20 protein-coding genes, 1 tRNA gene and 1 pseudogene are annotated in these 18,037 nt (G+C 56.6%); 13 read left to right on the forward strand and 9 right to left on the reverse strand.

Annotation, left to right across the window (positions count from 1 at the left end; translation table 11 throughout):
• Positions 1–4: 4 nt before the first annotated feature.
• The gene (gene tyrS, locus SynBIOSE41_RS14435; protein WP_186538500.1) at positions 5–1,249 is read left to right on the forward strand and encodes a tyrosine--tRNA ligase; all 1,245 of its coding nucleotides are present in this window, start codon (positions 5–7) and stop codon (positions 1,247–1,249) included.
• The gene (gene pyrF, locus SynBIOSE41_RS14440) at positions 1,249–1,986 is read left to right on the forward strand and encodes an orotidine-5'-phosphate decarboxylase (protein WP_186538501.1); all 738 of its coding nucleotides are present in this window, start codon (positions 1,249–1,251) and stop codon (positions 1,984–1,986) included. Before tyrS ends, pyrF begins: the two co-directional genes overlap by 1 nt.
• An 85-nt stretch (positions 1,987–2,071) precedes the next feature.
• Here pyrF and SynBIOSE41_RS14445 read toward each other — a convergent pair whose 3' ends face one another.
• The gene (locus SynBIOSE41_RS14445; protein ID WP_186538503.1) at positions 2,072–3,451 is read right to left on the reverse strand and encodes an NAD-dependent succinate-semialdehyde dehydrogenase; all 1,380 of its coding nucleotides are present in this window, start codon (positions 3,449–3,451) and stop codon (positions 2,072–2,074) included.
• 174 nt (positions 3,452–3,625) lie between these two features.
• Between SynBIOSE41_RS14445 and SynBIOSE41_RS18175 the strand changes: the two are divergent.
• Positions 3,626–3,811: pseudogene (locus SynBIOSE41_RS18175) on the forward strand (orotidine-5'-phosphate decarboxylase); the annotation flags it as partial.
• 42 nt (positions 3,812–3,853) lie between these two features.
• Here the strand turns inward: SynBIOSE41_RS18175 and plsY are convergent.
• The 5 genes from plsY to SynBIOSE41_RS14475 all read right to left on the reverse strand — a co-directional run bounded on the left by plsY (position 3,854) and on the right by SynBIOSE41_RS14475 (position 8,109).
• Positions 3,854–4,453, reverse strand: coding sequence for a glycerol-3-phosphate 1-O-acyltransferase PlsY (plsY, locus tag SynBIOSE41_RS14455; RefSeq protein WP_186538506.1), 600 nt, complete (start codon positions 4,451–4,453; stop codon positions 3,854–3,856).
• Positions 4,453–5,427, reverse strand: coding sequence for a DUF3086 domain-containing protein (locus tag SynBIOSE41_RS14460; RefSeq protein ID WP_186538508.1), 975 nt, complete (start codon positions 5,425–5,427; stop codon positions 4,453–4,455). The genes plsY and SynBIOSE41_RS14460 overlap by 1 nt, the downstream gene beginning before the upstream one ends.
• A gap of 125 nt (positions 5,428–5,552) precedes the next feature.
• Positions 5,553–5,960 (reverse strand): DUF3119 family protein, encoded by a 408-nt coding sequence (locus SynBIOSE41_RS14465; RefSeq protein ID WP_186538510.1) that lies wholly within the window; start codon positions 5,958–5,960, stop codon positions 5,553–5,555.
• A 17-nt stretch (positions 5,961–5,977) separates the two neighbouring features.
• Positions 5,978–6,727, reverse strand: a complete 750-nt coding sequence (locus SynBIOSE41_RS14470) for an ABC transporter permease (RefSeq protein ID WP_066910542.1) — start codon at positions 6,725–6,727, stop codon at positions 5,978–5,980.
• Positions 6,728–6,750: 23 nt separating this feature from the next.
• Positions 6,751–8,109 carry an MFS transporter gene (locus SynBIOSE41_RS14475; protein ID WP_186538512.1) on the reverse strand — a complete coding sequence of 453 codons (1,359 nt, stop codon included), beginning with the start codon at positions 8,107–8,109 and terminating at the stop codon, positions 6,751–6,753.
• Between the two features lie 89 nt (positions 8,110–8,198).
• On the opposite strand from SynBIOSE41_RS14475, the gene SynBIOSE41_RS14480 reads away from it, so the two are divergent.
• Positions 8,199–8,269: transfer RNA gene (locus SynBIOSE41_RS14480), tRNA-Gly, on the forward strand.
• Between the two features lie 22 nt (positions 8,270–8,291).
• Here the strand turns inward: SynBIOSE41_RS14480 and SynBIOSE41_RS14485 are convergent.
• Entirely contained in the window at positions 8,292–10,391 is a 2,100-nt protein-coding gene (locus SynBIOSE41_RS14485; protein WP_186538514.1) for a glycogen-debranching protein, read from the reverse strand.
• Between the two features lie 69 nt (positions 10,392–10,460).
• Here SynBIOSE41_RS14485 and SynBIOSE41_RS14490 point away from each other — a divergent pair, with 69 nt between their 5' ends.
• The 6 genes from SynBIOSE41_RS14490 to SynBIOSE41_RS14515 all read left to right on the forward strand — a co-directional run bounded on the left by SynBIOSE41_RS14490 (position 10,461) and on the right by SynBIOSE41_RS14515 (position 13,638).
• Positions 10,461–11,126, forward strand: a complete 666-nt coding sequence (locus SynBIOSE41_RS14490; protein ID WP_186538515.1) for an MBL fold metallo-hydrolase — start codon at positions 10,461–10,463, stop codon at positions 11,124–11,126.
• A 152-nt stretch (positions 11,127–11,278) separates the two neighbouring features.
• Positions 11,279–11,554, forward strand: coding sequence for an HU family DNA-binding protein (locus SynBIOSE41_RS14495; RefSeq protein ID WP_006043393.1), 276 nt, complete (start codon positions 11,279–11,281; stop codon positions 11,552–11,554).
• 53 nt (positions 11,555–11,607) lie between these two features.
• Positions 11,608–12,504 carry a tRNA glutamyl-Q(34) synthetase GluQRS gene (gene gluQRS / locus SynBIOSE41_RS14500; protein ID WP_186538517.1) on the forward strand — a complete coding sequence of 299 codons (897 nt, stop codon included), beginning with the start codon at positions 11,608–11,610 and terminating at the stop codon, positions 12,502–12,504.
• 63 nt (positions 12,505–12,567) lie between these two features.
• A complete protein-coding gene (locus SynBIOSE41_RS14505) occupies positions 12,568–12,789 on the forward strand; it encodes a hypothetical protein (RefSeq protein WP_186538519.1) in 222 nt (73 codons plus the stop codon).
• A 232-nt stretch (positions 12,790–13,021) separates the two neighbouring features.
• Complete coding sequence (locus SynBIOSE41_RS14510) at positions 13,022–13,324, forward strand: hypothetical protein (RefSeq protein WP_066910336.1); 303 nt, start codon at positions 13,022–13,024, stop codon at positions 13,322–13,324.
• 68 nt (positions 13,325–13,392) lie between these two features.
• Entirely contained in the window at positions 13,393–13,638 is a 246-nt protein-coding gene (locus tag SynBIOSE41_RS14515; RefSeq protein ID WP_186541274.1) for a lactate dehydrogenase, read from the forward strand.
• 46 nt (positions 13,639–13,684) lie between these two features.
• Here SynBIOSE41_RS14515 and SynBIOSE41_RS14520 read toward each other — a convergent pair whose 3' ends face one another.
• Positions 13,685–14,326: an alpha/beta fold hydrolase gene (locus SynBIOSE41_RS14520; protein WP_186538521.1), complete on the reverse strand. Its 642-nt coding sequence runs from the start codon at positions 14,324–14,326 to the stop codon at positions 13,685–13,687.
• A 672-nt stretch (positions 14,327–14,998) separates the two neighbouring features.
• Between SynBIOSE41_RS14520 and psbF the strand changes: the two genes are divergently transcribed.
• Positions 14,999–15,142 (forward strand): cytochrome b559 subunit beta, encoded by a 144-nt coding sequence (gene psbF / locus SynBIOSE41_RS14525; RefSeq protein WP_066910550.1) that lies wholly within the window; start codon positions 14,999–15,001, stop codon positions 15,140–15,142.
• Positions 15,143–15,710: 568 nt separating this feature from the next.
• Complete coding sequence (locus SynBIOSE41_RS14530) at positions 15,711–16,295, forward strand: pentapeptide repeat-containing protein (protein WP_186538522.1); 585 nt, start codon at positions 15,711–15,713, stop codon at positions 16,293–16,295.
• Between the two features lie 124 nt (positions 16,296–16,419).
• Here the strand turns inward: SynBIOSE41_RS14530 and SynBIOSE41_RS17865 are convergent, their stop codons facing one another.
• Entirely contained in the window at positions 16,420–16,620 is a 201-nt protein-coding gene (locus tag SynBIOSE41_RS17865; RefSeq protein ID WP_222930546.1) for a hypothetical protein, read from the reverse strand.
• An 881-nt stretch (positions 16,621–17,501) separates the two neighbouring features.
• Between SynBIOSE41_RS17865 and SynBIOSE41_RS14535 the strand changes: the two genes are divergently transcribed.
• Positions 17,502–17,837, forward strand: a complete 336-nt coding sequence (locus tag SynBIOSE41_RS14535; RefSeq protein ID WP_231857149.1) for a hypothetical protein — start codon at positions 17,502–17,504, stop codon at positions 17,835–17,837.
• Positions 17,838–18,037 lie beyond the last annotated feature (200 nt).

The following is an 18,037-nucleotide window of genomic DNA, read 5'->3' on the forward strand; positions in this document are numbered from 1 at the left end:
GACCATGGCTTCGACACCGTCTCTGCCGGCATGGCTGTCGCGTGGCATGGCCGATCTGTTCCCAGCAGGAGTTGGCGATGATGCTGATCAGTCGCTGGCGGCGAGGTTGACGCAGGCAGAGCGTGAGGGCAGGCCCCTGCGTATCAAGCTTGGTATTGACCCCACCGGCAGCAACATCCACCTCGGGCACAGCATCCTCTTCCGCAAGCTGCGTGCTTTTCAGGATGCGGGGCACACAGCAGTCCTGATCATCGGCGACTTCACCGCCCGGATTGGTGACCCAACAGGCAAGAGCGCCACGCGGGTGCAGCTCACAGCCGAAGAGGTTGAGGCCAATGCAGCCACTTACCTGGCGCAGCTGGGCGAGGGTCAGCCGAAGCAGACGGCTCTGCTGGATTTTGAGACACCTGGCCGCCTTGAGGTGCGCCGCAACAGCGAGTGGCTCGAAGGTCTTGATCTGCCTCAGATCATTGGCCTGCTGGGGACAGCCACCGTGGGCCAGATGCTGGCCAAGGATGATTTCTCCAAGCGCTATGGCAGTGGTGCACCGATCGCACTGCATGAATTTCTTTATCCGTTGCTGCAGGGCTACGACTCCGTGGCGGTGAATGCTGATGTGGAGCTGGGCGGCACTGATCAGAAGTTCAATGTGGCCATGGGTCGCGACCTGCAGCGCCATTTCGGATCAGGGACGCAGTTCGGTCTTCTGCTGCCGATCCTCGTGGGTCTTGATGGTGTGCAGAAAATGAGCAAAAGCCTTGGGAATACTGTTGGTCTGGAGGAAGACGCACTGTCGATGTACTCCAAGCTTGAGAAGGTCGGTGATGCCGCCATTGATGACTACGTGACATTGCTGACGGATCTGAGTGCGCAGGATTTGCCTGACAACGCACGCGATAAGCAGAAGGCGATGGCTCTGGCGGTGACCGCCAGCCGCCATGGCATGGAGGCCGCTCAAAAAGCTCAGACCGATGCGGCGACACTGGTGAGCAGCGGCGGGGATGCCGGCGCGGATGTGCCCGAGGCGTCACTTGCAGCGGTGAATTTTCCAGCCAAGGCGTTCTATCTGCTCAGTGCTGTGGGCATCTGCGCCAGCAGCAGCGAGGCCCGGCGTCAGATCAAGGGTGGTGCTGCCCGGCTGGAGGGGGAGAAGATCACCGATCCCAATCAGGAATTCGCCACGGCGGCCGAGCTTCAGGGCAAGGTGCTGCAGCTTGGCAAGAAGACCTTCCGCAGGCTGGTGGCCTGATGGCAATCCACCCCGCCGATCGGATCATCCTTGCTCTCGATGGCATGGCCCCGGATCAGGCCTTGGGCTTTGCTGCACAGGTGCAGGGACTGCGCTGGGTGAAGGTGGGTCTTGAGCTGTTCGTGCAGGCCGGCCCTCAGGTGGTGGCGCAATTGCGCAATCAAGACCTGCGGGTGTTTCTCGACCTGAAGTTCCACGACATCCCGGCCACGATGGCGGGTGCCTGCCGGCGGGCAGCGGCACTGGGTGCGGAACTGATCACGGTGCATGCCTGCGCCGGCAGCGAAGCGCTTCAGGCTGCCCAGGCCGCGGCGGTGAAGGGGGCGCAGAGCGCCGGGCTTCCGGTACCCACGTTGCTGGCGGTGACGGTGCTCACCAGCTGGGACGAGCAGTATTTGCAACAGGAACTCGCCATCAGCCAGAGCATCGCCGAGCGCGTGCCGGCGTTGGCGCAGCTTGCGTCTACTGCTGGCATCGGCGGCTGTGTGTGCTCACCTCTGGAGGCTTCAGCGTTGCGGGCACAGCACCCGGAGCCGTTTGCACTTGTCACGCCGGGAATTCGTCCGAAGGGCGCTGCTGTGGGTGATCAGGCCAGGGTGATGGGGCCGGCGGAAGCGATTGCAGCGGGCGCCAGCCAGCTGGTGATCGGCAGGCCGATCACCAAAGCCGAGGATCCCAGCGCGGCGTTTGCCGCCTGCTGCGCAGAGCTGGATCGGCAGAGCCGTCAGACTGAATAAAGCCCGGAGCTTGTGCTGCTTCTCGGTCACACGACCTTTTGCAGGCTGGTGGGGTGAGCAAGCCTCCTGCGATTTCCAGAAGCGATCAGTTAGCCATAACGATGCTTTTGACGTTCACGAACTCGTGAATTCCAAGTTTCCCGAGCTCGCGTCCGAAGCCACTGTCTTTGCATCCCCCGAAAGGAACCCTGGGATCACTTTTCACAAAATCGTTGATGGCGATTGAGCCTGCCTGTAGCTGTTCAGAGGCCAGAGCAAGGGCATGATCGCGGCTCGCTGAAAAGATGGCTGCTCCGAGTCCAAAACGGCTTGAGTTCGCCAGCTCCATGGCCTCCGTTTCATCTCTTGCCCGCACAAGGCTCACCACCGGACCGAACACCTCATCGTCAAAGGCAACGCTGCCCGGTTGAACGTTCTCGAGCACAGTTGCCGGGTACCACCAACCGGGTTGATCAGGAATCATGCCCCCTTGGATCAGGTCACTTCCCGTTGCAACACTGGCTTGTACCTGCTGATGGACCTGATCACGGAGATCGCGGCGTGCAAGAGGCCCCAGTGAGCATTGTTCATCCATTGGATCGCTTGGATGAAACAGCTCCAGCCTCTGAAGCACTGCAGTGCGAAATGCGTCGTACACCGCTTTGACGACGATCAACCTCTTGGCAGCAATGCAGACCTGTCCAGAGCAGAGCATCCTGCTCTGGACACATTTCTGAGAGGCGAGTGCGATGTCCGCATCCTCCAAAATGATGTAGGGGTCCTGTCCACCAAGCTCGAGAACACATTTTTTGAGATGGGTTCCTGCCAAAGACGCCACAGCCCGTCCTGCAGCTTCGCTGCCGGTGAGCGTCACACCCCGCACAAGGGGATTGGCAATCACCTCCCCAGTGTCCGCAGCTCTGATTGCCAGGTTGGTGACCACATGGTCGGGAAGACCGGCTTGACGAACCAACCTCTCAATGGCCTGACTGCAGCCGGGCACATTGGAGGCTCCTTTGAGAACCAGGGTGTTTCCAACCGCCAAGGCAGGCGCTAGAGCACGAAACACCTGCCAGAACGGAAAGTTCCAGGGCATGACGGCAAAGATCACCCCAAGGGGGCTCGCAATCAGATTGGCCCGGGATTCATCAAGTTCAATGCAGTCGTTACGGAGATATTGCTGCCCCATTTCGGCGAAGTGGCGACAGGCCCAGGCACATTTATCGAGCTCGGATCGTGATTCACGCAAAGGCTTGCCCATCTCCTGGGTGATCAGGCCAGCCAGTTGCTCGCGATCCCTTTCGAGCTGCCTGGCAATGGCCATCAGAGCACTGGCACGATCCTGGGGTGAAACCTTTTCCCATTTCAGAAATGCCTGATGGCAGCGCAGGATTTTGTCTTGCGTTTCAGCGGGACTCAGTGCTGCATACCGAGCTAGTTCATCGCCGCTGGCTGGATTGATCGAGACGAATTCAGACTCGCTCATCAGCGCTTTGCTTGCTCCTGGTCAGCATCTTTGCAATGGTTCGTGCAACTGACAGCGATCTCTCAACCCAGGTGTTGGAGGGCTGGTGTTAAAGCTCTCTCAGCAACGCATGCTCCTCTGCGCAGAAGTTCTCCGTGGTGCTGCTTTCCTGCAGCTCCGTAGATCATTCCTCGTGCCTGCATCGGCGGCTATGTGTGCTCACCTCTGGAGGCTTCAGCGTTGCGGGCACAGCACCCGGAGCCGTTCTCACTGGTCACTCCAAGCATTCGCCCCAAAGGCAGTTCGGTCGCTCGGCCGATATCCACGGCAGCAGACCCGAGCGCTGCCTTCTCTTTCTGCTGCCAGGAGCTGGTGCATTGATCATAGCTCAGTCTGAGAGCATCCAAGACCGGCCCGCTGGATTCAAGATTTCTGGCCCACCTGTGGTTCGGTGCCGTTGATCAGCCGCTGAAGATTGCTGCGGTGTCTCCAGAGCACAAGGCCCATTGCCACCAGTGCCATCACCAGATTGGCGTTGCTGTCCGAACCGGCAGCCATCAGCAAAGGCAGGCTCAGCGCTGCTACCACGCTGGCGAGCGACACGATCCGGCTGAAGCTGAACACGGCCATGAACATTCCGAAGCAGGCCAGACCAACCGGCCAGGCCAGGCCCAGAAACATGCCGAAACCGGTCGCGACTGCCTTGCCACCCTTGAAGCCCAGCCACACCGGCCAGATATGACCGGCCAGGGCAGCAAGGCCAGCCAGCACCTGGATCCAGTCGTTCACAGCCGAGCTTTGGTTGAGGGCTCTTGCCAGCAACACCGCAGCAGCGCCTTTGGCCACATCCACAAGAAACACGGCCAGCGCGGGCTTTTTCCCGACGTTGCGAAGCACATTGGTGGCGCCGGTGGAGCCGGAGCCGATCGTGCGCAGGTCGATGCCCTTGCACCATTTGCCGGCCAGGAAGCCGCTGGGAATGGAGCCGAGCAGGTAGCCGAGCAGCAGCGTGAGGATGGGCATCAGAGCAGGTCGTCTTCGTCGTCGTAGGTTTCGCCTGGCCCAGCTGCAAAAGCCAGCCAGAGCGGAAACTGAAGCACGGGAATGTCCACCACCCGTTCCGCAGCATCGATCAGGATCAGGGGGACTTCACCACGTTCCTCCAGTCGGTCCGCCCGCTCCACGAGAGCATCGCCTCGTTCAAACAGAACGATGCCGCTGCTCGGGCCGAAATCTTCCCGACCCAGGCCGAGAGCATCCTGCAGGCCTCGTCTCCAGTCGCCCAGGCGTTCGGGCTGTCCTGCCAAAACCAGGGTCTGGAACTGATCGCCGTAAAGCTCGCCGATGACAGCGATCAGGGCAGCCGCAAGCAGCACATTGCGAGGTCGACTGCCGCGGCTGGCCTGGGCTCCCCTGCCTCCTTGATTGAAAAACCAGTCCTCGAGCAGAGTGATGTCGCTGTCGTCCAGGCTGCGGCGCAGTTTCCAGGGTTCGGCGTAGAAGTCGGGCTGCTCCATAAAACGCCTGAGGTTGTCTCGGATCAGCTCCTCGTCGGGACGGAAGGTGTCGGCCAGTGCCGGAGCGCTGTCGGCGTTGGCCATCGCCTGTTCTGCGGCGGCTTCAGCTGCCTGGGCATCCAGTGGTGAAGGCTTCACCACCACGGGCTGCGCCACCAGCTCGAGCGTTTCCACCGACTGGGCAAGCCCCTGAAGGGCTCCACCCAGATACTCCTGAAACCCCTTCACGCGTCTCGCGATCGCATCGGACTGGCCAGCGAAGCTGGCAGACATCTCCTGCTCCAGTTGCTGCTTGCGCTGCTGGAGGGTGTCGATCTCCTGTTGCAGTCTGTCTCGCCGAGACTGAAGATCCGTCAGTGCCAGCTGGATCAGCGATTCAGACGAAGGTTCCACGTCATCGCTTGCGGCGATGGAGGCCTCGCTGTGCGTCACTTTGGCTTGCGGCGCGTCCTGGAGTGGCAGATCGTTGTCGTCAGGCATGGTCGGCTTGTCCTCAACTCATTTCAGCGGATCGCCGGGTTCATGGCCTAAACACAACGTTCTCGTTGCGTTCCGGTGATTGTGCTGCGAACTGGATGCCGGCTTTGAAAATGGGTGGTGCTGGCTCAGGGCTGGGGAGTTTCCAGGGAGCCCACCCGCTGTTCAAGCTGCTGGCGCAGCTCAGCAGGATTGAAGAGGATCGGCAGGAAGTGGATGCTCTTGATTTCGCGGAAATAAAACAGGCCTGGCAGCCAGGGAGCAAACAGTCGCCAGCTCTGCCATTCGGCGTAGGGAAATCTGCGCAATTCCTGCTGTCCACGCCAGACCACCAAAGTGTCGCCGGTGAACTCAAGACGCAGGATGTAAGTTTGCACCAACAGGAAAACACCGAATAGCCCTACAACCATGGTCGGCCATGGGTTCAACGGCAGTGGCAGCAGGCAGATGCTGAAGAGAATGATCAGCAGCGCCAGTCGCGGGCTTGGGCTGATGCTCACGGGGGCTTGGTCAGGACTAGAGGTTGTTGTGGTCATGGATTTAAGGGGTTTCTTCAGCCTCCGAAAAGGATCTGAGTCAGGAGGACGTCCATCAGGGCCACGGTCACCAGAATCATGACCACCGCACCGGTTGTGCTGGTGCCCACCTCCTTCGGCCCTCCCTGGGTGGTCATGCCCCAACCACAGGCAAGCACCGCGATCTGCACTCCGAAGACCAATGCTTTCACCAGCATGAAAGGAAGGTCATCCGGCACAAGCCAGGTGCGTGCTGAGGTCCAGAACACCTCAGGAGGGATCTGGTAGATCTCCGTGCTGCTGATCTGACCTCCCAGGAGCGCCACCGCAAAGAACAACAGGCACTGCACAGGGGCCATCACCACCATGGCGATCAGGCGGGGAACGACCAGGTATTCCACCGGATCGGTGCGCAGCATCGTGATGGCATCGACCTGTTCGGTCACTTTCATGGTCCCCAGCTGCGCCGCATAGGCGGTAGCCACCTTGCCTGTGAGCAGGGTGGCCGTCAGCAGTGGCGCAATCTCACGCGCCAGGCCAATCGCCAGAACGCCGCCGACTGTTGTGCTGGCACCCATGTTGCTGAGTTCCTTGGCGACCTGAATGTTGAACACCGTGCCCGCAGCCAGTGCGGTGATGATCACGATCAGAAAGCTGCCGGGTCCGGCCTCCTGCAGCTGATCCAGCAGGTCGATGGTGTTGATGCGCCCCTGGACGGTGGCGGTCACCGCCTGTCCGCCGATGATCAGGCTGCTGCCCAGCCTGTTCAGCCATCGTGGCGATTTCAACTGGGTTCGGAATCGGAAGGAGGTCATGCGCGTTGCAGGTGGGCACCGCGGTCGGGCCAGCGTCTTATCACCATCAGGCCAAGCATGACCAGGATGGCTGGGATCAAACCCATGCTCATTCGAATGGCGAGAAGAGCATTCTGGGGCTGTTCGATGAAACTGAGTGCGCCGTCGCACATTTCAGTGGAGATATACCCGGTGAGTGAAAGCAGCGCGCCGAACACACTCATGCTGCCCCCGATGATCAGCTTCTGGCCAAACACCATCCAGGCGGTGTAAAGACCGGCGGGATGGGTCGGGTCTGCATCAATTGCATCTGGCAGCAGTGACCAGGGGATCAGATAGGCAGTAGACGCTCCAAGGCCCACCAGCATGATCAGGCCGATCAGGGGAATCAGTTCCCCCGTCGTTCCCCCGTTCTGCATTGGCGGAAAGATCGTTGAGAGCAGGCAGGCCATGATCCAGATCCCGGCTCCCCATCGCAGCGCCACAAGCCTGCCGCTGCGGTTGGAGAGCAGGCTCCAGAGCTGAAGGCCAACCAGGGCGCTCAGCTGGAAGGGCAGCAGAATCCAGGTGGAAAGGTCGGGGGGGACCCTCACGACCTGGACCAGCCAGATCAGGGCGACGACCTGCATCAACTGCAGACCGAACCAGAGCAGGAGGTACAGCCCGAGAACCATCAGAAAGCGTGAATTGGAGCGAATCCTCTTGATCTGTTCCAGGACGGGTTCAGCCTGGTTGCTCGGTCGTTGAGCTCGCTTGGCGAACGGTGCAAGGCCCCAGCAGCATGCCAATGTCGCTAATGCAGCGATTGTGCCTGTGATGCGTCCCATGCGCAGATAACCATCGGCGCCGTCGGTCAACACGATGGAGGCCACGATCAGGCCGCTGAGCCCGGCGAGAATGGAACCAGTGAAGCGGGCTGCGTTCAGACGTGTGCGAATCGCCGTGCTTGTGGTCAGCTCGGTGGAAAGTGCCGCATAGGGCAAATTGACGCTGCTGTATGCCGACATCAGCAGAATTGCCATCACCACGTAGTAGGCGGTGCGCTGAAGTGTGTTGCCTTCCGGGACCCACCACATCGCTGCAAGAGCAATGCCAAGGGGAAGAGCGGCTCCGAGCATCCAGGGAATGCGTGGACCCCAGCGGCTGCTGGTGTGGTCGCTCATCCAGCCGATCAACGGATCGTTGATGGCGTCCCAGACCTTGATCACCATGAGCAATGAGCCGGCGATGATGGCGGGCAGGCCTGCCGCACAGGTGAAGAACGGAAACAGGTAGAAGCCAAGCTGCGTTGCAGCCAGTCCCGTGCCTGCATCACCCAGTCCGTAGGCGACCATCAGGCGGCGGCGGGATCCCCCTGGAAGGGTGCTGGTGCTCATCAAGCAGGGAGGGGCAGACGGACCGCCATAATGAATGCGCACAACACCTGAGATCACGCCACTCAAGGCGTTGGTACAGATGTATTTGTGCGGGCGTAGTTTAGTGGTAAAACCTCAGCCTTCCAAGCTGATGATGCGGGTTCGATTCCCGCCGCCCGCTTGACGTTCCAACCCCAGGTTTCTCAGAAGTTCGCTTCTTGGAGTTTGAGCGTGTTGGCATACTCGCGAGCAATCATCACCACCAGGCTTCTGGCTTCGAGGGGGACGCCGCTCGGACTCCAGGGTTCCAGTGTCTTGGGAAGGTCCTCACCTGCGGGAAGGGCTGTGTCGATCAAGCGGTGCCAGGGAGAAGCCGGCTTCGGCAGATCAAAGTGCATGGCCTTGAAGTAAGCGTTGAAGCCAGCCCAGAGCACTGCTCCCTGCTTGCCGCGATGCAGGCTCATCGCCAGGCAATGGGACCAACTGGCCCAGTCGGGTTTGCCCAGTTCCACTCCGTGCCACTGGCGCCACAGGCCATCAGGATCACTGCTGCGGCGCTGCTGCTGTGGCTGTTCGCCATGAGCAACCACAGGGTTCAACAGTGCCGAAAGCTCTGAGCGCACTGTCAGCAGTCGCTTCACGAAGTTGAGCAGCTCCCTGTCGCAGTGTTCCTCGGACCAGATCATCCAGCTGAGCGGGGTGTCCTGGCACCAGGTGTTGTTGTTGCCTCCCTGACTGCGTCCAACCTCGTCGCCCATCAACAGCATGGGCACGCCTCGTGCCAGCAGCAATGTGCTCAGCATGTTGCGTTGCTGCCGCCTGCGCAGGGCGGTGATGGCATGGTCACTGCTGGGACCTTCAACGCCATGGTTCCAGCTGTTGTTGTGATTCTCACCGTCGCGGTTGTCCTCACCGTTGGCGAGGTTGTGCTTGCTGTTGAAGCTCACCAGATCCATCAGTGTGAATCCGTCGTGGGCCGTGAGCAGATTCACGGAGCGGCCCAAGCCCGCTGGTTTGCCGTCATAGAGATCAGGGCTGCTACGCAGGCGCTGTGCCATGGGCCAAGTGCTGTTGTCGTCGCCTTTCCAGAAGCTGCGTACGGCATCGCGAAATCGCCCGTTCCAGGTCCCGATACGCCGAGCCGGGAAGTCATTGAGTCGATAGAGACCACCGCAATCCCAGGGTTCGCTCACGAGTTTGAGCTCACTGAGCAGGGGGTCGGCCTCCATCGCTTCGAACAGTGCGGGCTTATCCAACGGCTTCAGTCCTTCGCCACGACTCAGGGCAATGCCGAGATCAAAGCGAAAGCCATCCACCCCCAACTCCAAGGCCCAGCAGCGCAGCGACTCCAGAATCAGCTCACGGCTGAGTGGCTGGTGGGCTGCAATGGTGTTGCCACAGCCACTCACGTCCTGGTAGTCCCCCTTGTCTGTTTGGTGGTAGTAAGTGCGATCGGCGAATCCACGCCAGCTCAGGGTGGGGCCATCAACATTGCCTTCGGTTGTGTGGTTGTAGACAACATCGAGCAACACCTCCAGGCCCGCGTCATGACAGGCTGCCACCAGGTCACGCATTTGATCTCTGGCCTTCATCGGGTCATCGCCGCCGACATAGCCCTGATGCGGAGCGAACCAGCTCAGTGGGCTGTATCCCCAAACGTTGTCGCGCCCAGGGGGTGCGTCCTGCGGATCGAAGGCCTGCACGGGTAGCAGTTCGATCGTGGTCACACCCAACTGCTTGAGATAGGGGATCTTGTCGATCACTCCCAGCAGGCTGCCCTTTCGATCCGGGGCGACGCCGCTGTCGCTGCGTTGAGTGAAGCCTCCAACATGCAGCTCGTAAATCACTGTCTGCTGCCAGCTGTGCCGAGGTCTGGGGTGGGCCTCGAAATCGAAGCGATCCCGTTCGCAGACCAGTCCCTTCAAGCAACAATGGGTGTTGGGTGAAGCACCGGTGGCGGCTTCACGCCGATAGATCGACCAGCCCGTGATCGCTCTGGCACAGGGGTCCAACAGCACCTTCGCGGGCCGGAATCCATGGCCCCCAGGCGCGAGCGGACCGAACACCCGGTAGCCATAGCAGCAACCTGCCGTCAGGCCCTCCACCTCTACATGCCAGTAGTCACTGGAGCGGTGTTTGCTGTCGTTCAGATCAATCAGCTGTTCGGGGCTGCTGGCGTCAGCCGTAGGGAAAATCAGCAGTTCCACCCGGTTGGCGTCTGGAGCTGCCACAGAGAAATTCACACCTTGGGCGGTGATGCTGCTGCCAAGAGGCCAAGGTTTGCCTCGTCGGATCGCGCTCAAAGATCCACTCCCAGGAGGCAGGTGAAGCCTTCAAAGTAGTGATAGCTCCGGTGACTCATCGTGTCTGTGATGACCTCCTCGCTGGAGCCAGGCCGTCCTCCTCTACAGATCCGGCCTGATCTCTGGCTGTTTCCGCCCAATCGTGACTGTCGTGGAGGCTCGTCCTGGTGGCTCGACGTGGATCCTGAACCCGTTCTGATCGATTGTCCGCCGCTGACCCAAGCCACCTTGGAAGCCTTGCAGGAACTGGCGCATGGCCGATGCGCCCGAATTCTCCTCACCAGCCGTGAGGGGCATGGACGCCTGCGTCGTCTGCAGGAGCGCATGCAATGGCCCGTGCTCGTTCAAGAGCAGGAGGCCTATCTGTTGCCGGGCGTTGAACAGCTCGAAACATTCTCCGAGGAGACTGTCACTCTCTCAGGCCTGCGACTGCTCTGGACGCCTGGACCCACTCCCGGTCATGCCGTTGTGCATGCTCCGGTGCCGGTGAATGTGCTGTTCTGCGGACGTTTGCTCGTGCCGGTGGCTAGGGATCAATTGGCACCTCTGCAGCATCGGCGCACGTTTCATTGGCCCCGACAGCAGCGCAGCCTCCGTCAACTCCGTCGGTGGCTCCCTTCAGAAGCTTGTCCACGACTGGCCTCTGGGGCGGCTCTTGGGGCCCTGCGTGGTGGCCATTTAGCCCCCTTCAACAGCTGGTATCTGCAGTCAGAAGCAGCATTTGACACGGTCTGATACACACGAGATTCGGTGAAAGCATTGCGGCACGGTGTTTTTCGGTTGCCGCACAGCGATTGTCTCCATACGATTAGCGCGCTCAGGGAAGCCGTGCGGATGTCGACCTCCGCATCGTCGATCCAACCGCTTCCGCCACTTTCCCCTACCCAATGAACAAAGCTGACCTCGTCAATCTGGTTGCCGCCCGCACCGAGCTCACCAAGACCGATGTGTCTCTGGTGGTGGACGCCGCTATCGAAACCATCATCGATTCCGTTGTGGAGGGCAAGAAGGTCTCCATTCTTGGTTTCGGTTCCTTTGAGCCCCGCGAGCGCTCTGCCCGTCAGGGTCTGAACCCCAAGACCGGTGAAAAGATCAAGATTCCTGCCAAGCGCGTACCTGCCTTCACCGCCGGCAAGATGTTCAAGGACCGCGTTCAGGGCTGATTCCCTGCAAGAACTCTTGATCGGGGTGGTCCTTTAGGGCCACCCTTTCTTGTGTGAACCTTCCAGATCGTCTTCAGGCTGTGTTTGAGCAGGGTCGCCAACGGCGTCTGAAGGGTTATCGCGGACGTTTTGCTCCGACTCCTTCGGGTCCTCTGCATCTGGGCAACCTGCGCACGGCTCTGATCTCCTGGCTACAGGCCCGTCTACTAGGAGGTGAATGGTTACTGCGGATTGATGATCTCGATACTCCACGTATCCGGGTCGGCGCGGTCGAGTCCGCCCTCGAAGACCTGCGTTGGCTTGGATTGCACTGGGATGGTCCAGTGATCATGCAGAGCCAGCGCCTCTGGCTCTACAACGCCTGCCTCTCTGCACTTCGGCATGACCAGCTGCTTTATCCCTGCCGATGCAGTCGCCGCCAGCTCGGTGCCGGACGGCGCTACCCAGGAACCTGCAGGGAGATGGCAAGGGGTTGGGGTCTTCAGGATGGACGCCTGCCGTCCTGGAGGCTGAAAGTGAAGGCCGCAGATGAACCGCTCTGTGGTGATTTGGTCCTGCGGCGTGCTGATGGATTCATCGCTTACCACCTTTCAACGGCGGTGGATGAGCTGGCACTGGGCATCACCGAGGTGGTTCGGGGCGCCGATCTGGCGGCTGTGTGCATTGCTCAGCAGGCGGTGATCGCATCGCTGGAGGAGCCACCTCCCAGCTATCGACACACACCGCTGCTTTGCGATCCGGAGGGGCAGAAGCTCTCCAAGCGCGAACAGGCCGCAGGGCTGGCCCCTCTTCGGGATCAGCAGTGGTCGTCGCAGAGAGTGGTGGGCTGGCTGGCTGGTTCACTGGGTCTGGTTGACCAGCACTGCTCTTTATCGGTGTGCGAGTTGCTGCAGGAGATTCGAGCCAGGCCATTGGCGCTGCAGGCTTGTTTCGACCAATCAAATTCTTAAGGAAGCCTTCGGGATCACAGGCGTCTGCAGCTTCCACACTGAAGTTGCGTTTTTGGCTCGGACATGGCGATCTGCTCCAGCTGCGGCGGCAGTGGCATCAAACGCATCACCGAGCAGCGCTTCAGGACTTGTCAGAACTGTCTGGGCAGAGGTGTGGTCCAGCCGGTCTCCACCTCCATACCCTCAACGACAGGTGGTTCCGTTGTTCACTCCCTTGAGGAGAGAGCTGAGAGGTTCAAAGAGGACATGTTCAGGGCAGCGGCGACTTCCGCTTCTGCCAAATAAAAAATGTGGCTGTCGCCACGACAGCCAACAGCGGTACAGCTGTGAACAGTAGAAGTGCAACCGCGGTCCAGTCGGTGTACATCCGATCATTGATCGAGTGGATGCATTCTTTCAGTTGATCTCAGGCTTCAGGCCTGGCGTTTGCTTTTGAATTCTGTGAAGCAATTCAGGTCTTTGGCCTCGGTCATGTCTCCTTATCAACAATGTCTTGAAAAATTTGCTCAGAGCATTGATGCCTGCAACTGTCTCTCTTGTGATTGGCAGCGTTGAAGCACCAGTGCATGCAACGTCGCTGGCTGGCGTGAGGCCGCTTCTGCTCGCATGTTTCCGCAGCTTCAATGAAAACAGCTGTGATCGAGCTCTTGTGATCACAGAGGCGCTGCAGCAGCGTGCCGGCGAGAGCGAGCTCTATCCCTGTCAGACCTTGCTGCTTGGACTGCAGGCGGAAGTGGTGATGGTGCAGCTTGCTGAACAACGTGACCAGAAAGCCATCGAGACTTTGCGTGAGAGTGAGCGTCTTTGTTCAGGCCTTTGATCTGAAGTTCACGATTCCGTTCAGAATGGGAGGCCATGCATCAAGCGTCCGTCATGAATCTGTTTCTGATGAATGTTGCGGCTCTGGTCACGATCAGCGCCAGTCTGGTTAGTGCCGTTCGGGCACAGGTGCGTTTCGATGACTGCCAGCCTGTCGCTGGTGGAGGGATCACTTGCAACACAGTGCCTTACGGCAACACCCGAGCCGACATGATTGACGGTGAGTTCGGCCTGATGGATCAGGCCAGCCCTGGATGGGCGGAATACAACCCCTATGAGGGGTACGACGACATGCTGGGAGGTAACCAAACCTGAGGGCTGGATCCACAGCATTCCTCCCGCGTGGATGTCATGGGGACCGTCACTCCAGATTCATCAGCCCACGCAGGAAGTCATGCATGTGTTCCACAGCCAGATCGAAGTTCTGCCCTTCGCGACGACCTGAACGTATTCTCGGCTTGAAACTGTGATCACCATCTGGCATCCAGGCAAGCTTCAATCGCTCTGAGAGCGCATAGTTTTTCACTTCCTCCTTGCTGCCCATCGCATCACGTTCTCCCTGAACAACAAGAGTGGGGGTTTGCAGATTCTGTAAATGCTTCACTCGCAATGTCTCTGGTTTGCCTAGGGGATGAAAGGGATAGCCGAGACAGATGCATCCCAGAATCCTGTTTCCGCTCCACAACTCATCGGCAACCAGGCTGGCGATTCTCCCCCCCATTGATTTGCCTCCGATGATCAGAGGTTGATTGGCATCCAGAGATTGCACCTGGTCGACGTAATACTTCAACAGAACGTCGGCTCTGTTCGGTGGTGCTTTGCGGCCACTGATGCGTCTTTGGGTCATGTAGGGAAATTCGAAGCGGATGACCTGCCACCCCTTCTGCGCAAGGCCCTGAGCCATCTTCTGCATGAAAGGCGTGTCTATGCCGGCGCCGGCCCCATGGGCCAGCAGCACGGTCGCTGGACCCGTTAATGGGCCACACGTCAGTGTGTTGTCCATGCTGTTCTCAGGCGGAACGTCTTTCTTCGCTCAGTCAAGACGGGCGTGACCTGAATGTGAAGGGCTGGAGAGGGATGAGGACTGCTCCTTTCCGTACTGCACTTGATTGGTGGCTCACTGAGCGAAGCAGGACATTGAGCGCGTTGACTTGATTTCCATGTTTGTCAATCAACCAATATGTTTCTTCAGGATGGTCAAATTGTTTCGCCGCACAATGTTTTTGACGTGGAGCATCTGTACTAAAGGTGCGTAAAATCATGATCCATGGCTTGGATTTATGTTGCTCGCTGAAGCATCAGAATTGGCTCTACCAGTGAAATTGGCAGCGAGTTGATCAAATTAGATCGACCTTGGAATGCAAATGATGCTTGCTGCTCTCAAAGGATCACATTATTCCGTTCAATTTGATTGATAAAAATGAGTCGATGCAAGTGCAGCATTGAGGCTGAAATAGTGCATCAATCAATACCCGGGGGGCAGGGCCGGCTTTTAAGGTATTCGAAATGAGTGATTGTTGTGTTCAATTACAAGATCCTTTTGGTTGCCTCTCCAATCGCGTTCTCAGTTGTCAGCACGGCATTTTGGCTTACTCGGTGGGAAATTATTGTTTGGGGAAAGCAGTTTTTTGGGGTGCCATCGATTCAGAACCGTAAAGAGTGGATCGATAGTCCCTTGGCTCCTTTCAAAAGAAAAGATGGAGGTTATCCTGTATTTACGGTCAGGACTCTGGCAGTCAATGCATTAGGTATTCCAACTGTGTTCTTTTTGGGAGCGCTCGCAGCAATGCAGTTTATCCGTAGAGCAACGCTTTACTGAACAAATGGATTCTTTTGAATTTGTTGAAGAATTTGTTTTTGCCGCAGTCTATTTTTCGGCATTGATTTGGTTTTCTATGTATTTAGTTTCGGGTTATATTTATCTGGTCGGTTGATTTTTGCGCTCAATTTTAGGTCTGTTTCGCCGCTGAAAGCTTGATTTCGGCTTAAATAAATTGAATTTCTTGCAGAAAAAATTCTATTGCAAGGTTGAAGCAATGTTTTCAATAATATTTTGTTCTTGAAGTGTGTAAATGGCTCTGTAGAGTGCTGAGTCTGCTCCTGCTTCGCCGCTATGTATTCTGATGAGAGCTTGTCGAATAAGCTCTGCAAGAAGTGCTTGAGTTTGATCTTCCAATAGTGGTAGAGAACTCTACTGAAACCATACTTCGAGTCCGCAGCATAGTCATTCATCTAGGACCTGTTCGGGCGACCAATGAGATTCAAGAAGGTGCGATTTTGCTCTCCCCAATGCTCGATTTGTATCGTTCAGGTGGGTCATGTTGTCAGAGTGCCGCACTTGCTTGCCGTAGCTTTTTGAATAAAGGGAGTGTTTAATGAAATCAGTTATGCGAATTGCCAGTCAATTATTTCGACCATTCCTTGCGATTGTGTTCTGCGCATTACTGATGCTGCCATCAAAAGCATTGGCGATTTATCCCAGTGGTGGTGGCCTCCCGGATGTCGGTCTTGATCGAAGTCTGCAGGGAAGTGATCAGGCGACAGAGGCTTTTAAAGAAAAATATCCTTTTTACGAACGAGATGAAGACGGAAAACCCATTACCAAGGAATTCGTTAAATATGATTTATCCAATTACGATCTGTCCGGACTCGATCTAAGAGGTGCTTTATTCAGCGTTGCGACTCTCAAGCGCGCTGATCTTGAGGGGGCAAATCTTGAAGGCAGTATCGCCTATGCAACTCACTTCGAAGAAGCAAATCTCACAAATGTGAACTTCAGAGATTCTGTGCTGACCAAGAGCTTCTTTATGGCAACGACCATTGATGGAGCAGACTTCTCTGGGGCCATTATTGATGATCCACAGCGTGAGGCGATGTGTTCAAGAGCTTCTGGTGTTAATCCGGTAACTGGCGTTGAGACTTACGACAGTCTTGATTGTTTGAGTTTGGATATGAGGTCTGCTAAGTCGTAATTGTTCTAACTGCTTTCAGGATTGCTTTCATTCTCTGCTTGGGTCAATCATTAACTCTTTGTCCTAAAGTAAGAGTATTATCAAGATGTTGACTGTCTTCAAAACCACCGACATTCTTGCTTGACTAATCAACCATCCGACCGAGGCGCAGTTGGCGTTGAATCACCTTTTCAAGGTGATTCACCTTTCTCTCAAGCTCCTCCACTCGTTTTTGAAGGTCATCTCCCTCTTGATGATTACCATCTGACAGATTCTTTCTGCCTTCATTCATCATTTCTGAGTAGGTTAGAGCTCTCTCTGGTATGTATTCTTCAGGACTGGGCATTGTGTTGCTTGTATTGTCAGGTGTCATTGTATGGAAGATCTGAGAAAACCTAGTCATTTAAACTAATTTTGAGTGGTGGCTTTGTTAGTCGCTCGTTGTGTTGTTCATTGTACGAAAGACTTTTTACGTTTTAAAGTGCTTGGCCTCGAGAGAGCTTAAGCTTTAAAGTCACTAGCAAAGTTGATAATAAAACAACGGTCAATCAAGTGCTTGTGATGGACGTGTTGTAAAGGTTAACCACAAGATCTGATCATCAGAAAAAACTGGTCTGCTCTTGTTTGCCAATCACTTTCCCATGAGCACCAACGAGTCATTTGCTCATCGAGCACCCCTGCAAATGGAGGCCTCATCAAGATGACTGTCCAGCATGGCAAGCCGTTGCGTTCTGTTGGTTCAATGGTTAATTGCTCACTGTCTGGCTGGACGAATCAGCCAGGTTTTGGCTCAAACGATTAGAAACCTTTATCAGGAGTTTCGAACTCCCTGAATAGAGCACCGCCCTCTTCAGGGTAACCCTGCTTCAACAGCAAGCGAATGCGAGCCTCCCACCATGGTCCAACTTGGGCCTCAGCATGTTCGAGAAACACTGGATCAGTGAGTCGAGGCATCGCCTCTTCAGATTCTCCGAAGTGGAGTGTTGACAAAGCTTGTCTCTGTGATGGCGAAAAATTACTGCCACGTTCAAAGCAGGATGTATTGATCAGATCAAGTTCAAGTAGCGATTGCAATGGCTGGCCTCCACTGCGTTGCGCTGTTGATGATGATCATTCCACGTGGTAATGGCTTCAAACCGCTTGCATCGCACCTGTAACGCGCCATGCTGCTTCTGTTCTGCTACGTATGAGGGGTTGGTTATGAAGTGCGTCCCAGGCCTTGGGTTCTTGGCGCTGCTCGGTCTCAGTTTCAACAGCTTTGCACTAGCCAATATCAAAGATGAGTTTCAACGTGCTCAGGGTTGTGATTATTTCAAGGCTCAATATGTTAGTGACGTTGGCGTTTATAAGGATGCCAAAGTGCGCTTTTGCATCAGCGCTGATCAACAAGAATTGATCTATGTCATGGCCATGGGTACATCATGGGTTGTTCCCTTTAATCGTCAATATCGATCCAAGGGCATCCTGAGCTTCAACACATTAGAAGATAACCGCCTTGTTCTTTACCAGAAAGAAGATGGCGTAGTTACAAGAAAAGTTTTGGGACGCAAGCGTGGCTCTTAACCAGGGGAGTCTTTTATCGAGCTTGCAGGTCTGGCACGGCTTGTCTCTGTTCTGGCTCTGCTGATCTTTTCGCCTGGCTGCGTTGTCTTTGAATGGTCAGCTGGTTGGCTATTTGACAGTCTTCTTTGCCTTGTGATGAAAAACTTAAATTAAAAGAGATCCTCATGGCGTACCAAGCACGGAATTCCCAGGCTCCACGG

It is taken from the genome of Synechococcus sp. BIOS-E4-1 (genome assembly GCF_014279995.1).
Lineage (GTDB): Bacteria > Cyanobacteriota > Cyanobacteriia > PCC-6307 > Cyanobiaceae > Synechococcus_C.

Excerpts from the sequence above, each read along its gene's own strand:
- tyrS (WP_186538500.1), top strand. The coding sequence starts at position 5 with ATGGCTTCGACACCGTCTCTGCCGGCATGGCTGTCGCGTGGCATGGCC.
- pyrF (WP_186538501.1), top strand. The coding sequence starts at position 1,249 with ATGGCAATCCACCCCGCCGATCGGATCATCCTTGCTCTCGATGGCATG.
- SynBIOSE41_RS14445 (WP_186538503.1), bottom strand. The coding sequence starts at position 3,451 with ATGAGCGAGTCTGAATTCGTCTCGATCAATCCAGCCAGCGGCGATGAA.
- plsY (WP_186538506.1), bottom strand. The coding sequence starts at position 4,453 with ATGCCCATCCTCACGCTGCTGCTCGGCTACCTGCTCGGCTCCATTCCC.
- SynBIOSE41_RS14460 (WP_186538508.1), bottom strand. The coding sequence starts at position 5,427 with ATGCCTGACGACAACGATCTGCCACTCCAGGACGCGCCGCAAGCCAAA.
- SynBIOSE41_RS14465 (WP_186538510.1), bottom strand. The coding sequence starts at position 5,960 with ATGACCACAACAACCTCTAGTCCTGACCAAGCCCCCGTGAGCATCAGC.
- SynBIOSE41_RS14475 (WP_186538512.1), bottom strand. The coding sequence starts at position 8,109 with ATGAGCACCAGCACCCTTCCAGGGGGATCCCGCCGCCGCCTGATGGTC.
- SynBIOSE41_RS14490 (WP_186538515.1), top strand. The coding sequence starts at position 10,461 with ATGACCTCCTCGCTGGAGCCAGGCCGTCCTCCTCTACAGATCCGGCCT.
- SynBIOSE41_RS14495 (WP_006043393.1), top strand. The coding sequence starts at position 11,279 with ATGAACAAAGCTGACCTCGTCAATCTGGTTGCCGCCCGCACCGAGCTC.
- SynBIOSE41_RS14505 (WP_186538519.1), top strand. The coding sequence starts at position 12,568 with ATGGCGATCTGCTCCAGCTGCGGCGGCAGTGGCATCAAACGCATCACC.
- SynBIOSE41_RS14510 (WP_066910336.1), top strand. The coding sequence starts at position 13,022 with ATGCCTGCAACTGTCTCTCTTGTGATTGGCAGCGTTGAAGCACCAGTG.
- SynBIOSE41_RS14515 (WP_186541274.1), top strand. The coding sequence starts at position 13,393 with ATGAATGTTGCGGCTCTGGTCACGATCAGCGCCAGTCTGGTTAGTGCC.
- SynBIOSE41_RS14520 (WP_186538521.1), bottom strand. The coding sequence starts at position 14,326 with ATGGACAACACACTGACGTGTGGCCCATTAACGGGTCCAGCGACCGTG.
- SynBIOSE41_RS14530 (WP_186538522.1), top strand. The coding sequence starts at position 15,711 with ATGCGAATTGCCAGTCAATTATTTCGACCATTCCTTGCGATTGTGTTC.
- SynBIOSE41_RS17865 (WP_222930546.1), bottom strand. The coding sequence starts at position 16,620 with ATGCCCAGTCCTGAAGAATACATACCAGAGAGAGCTCTAACCTACTCA.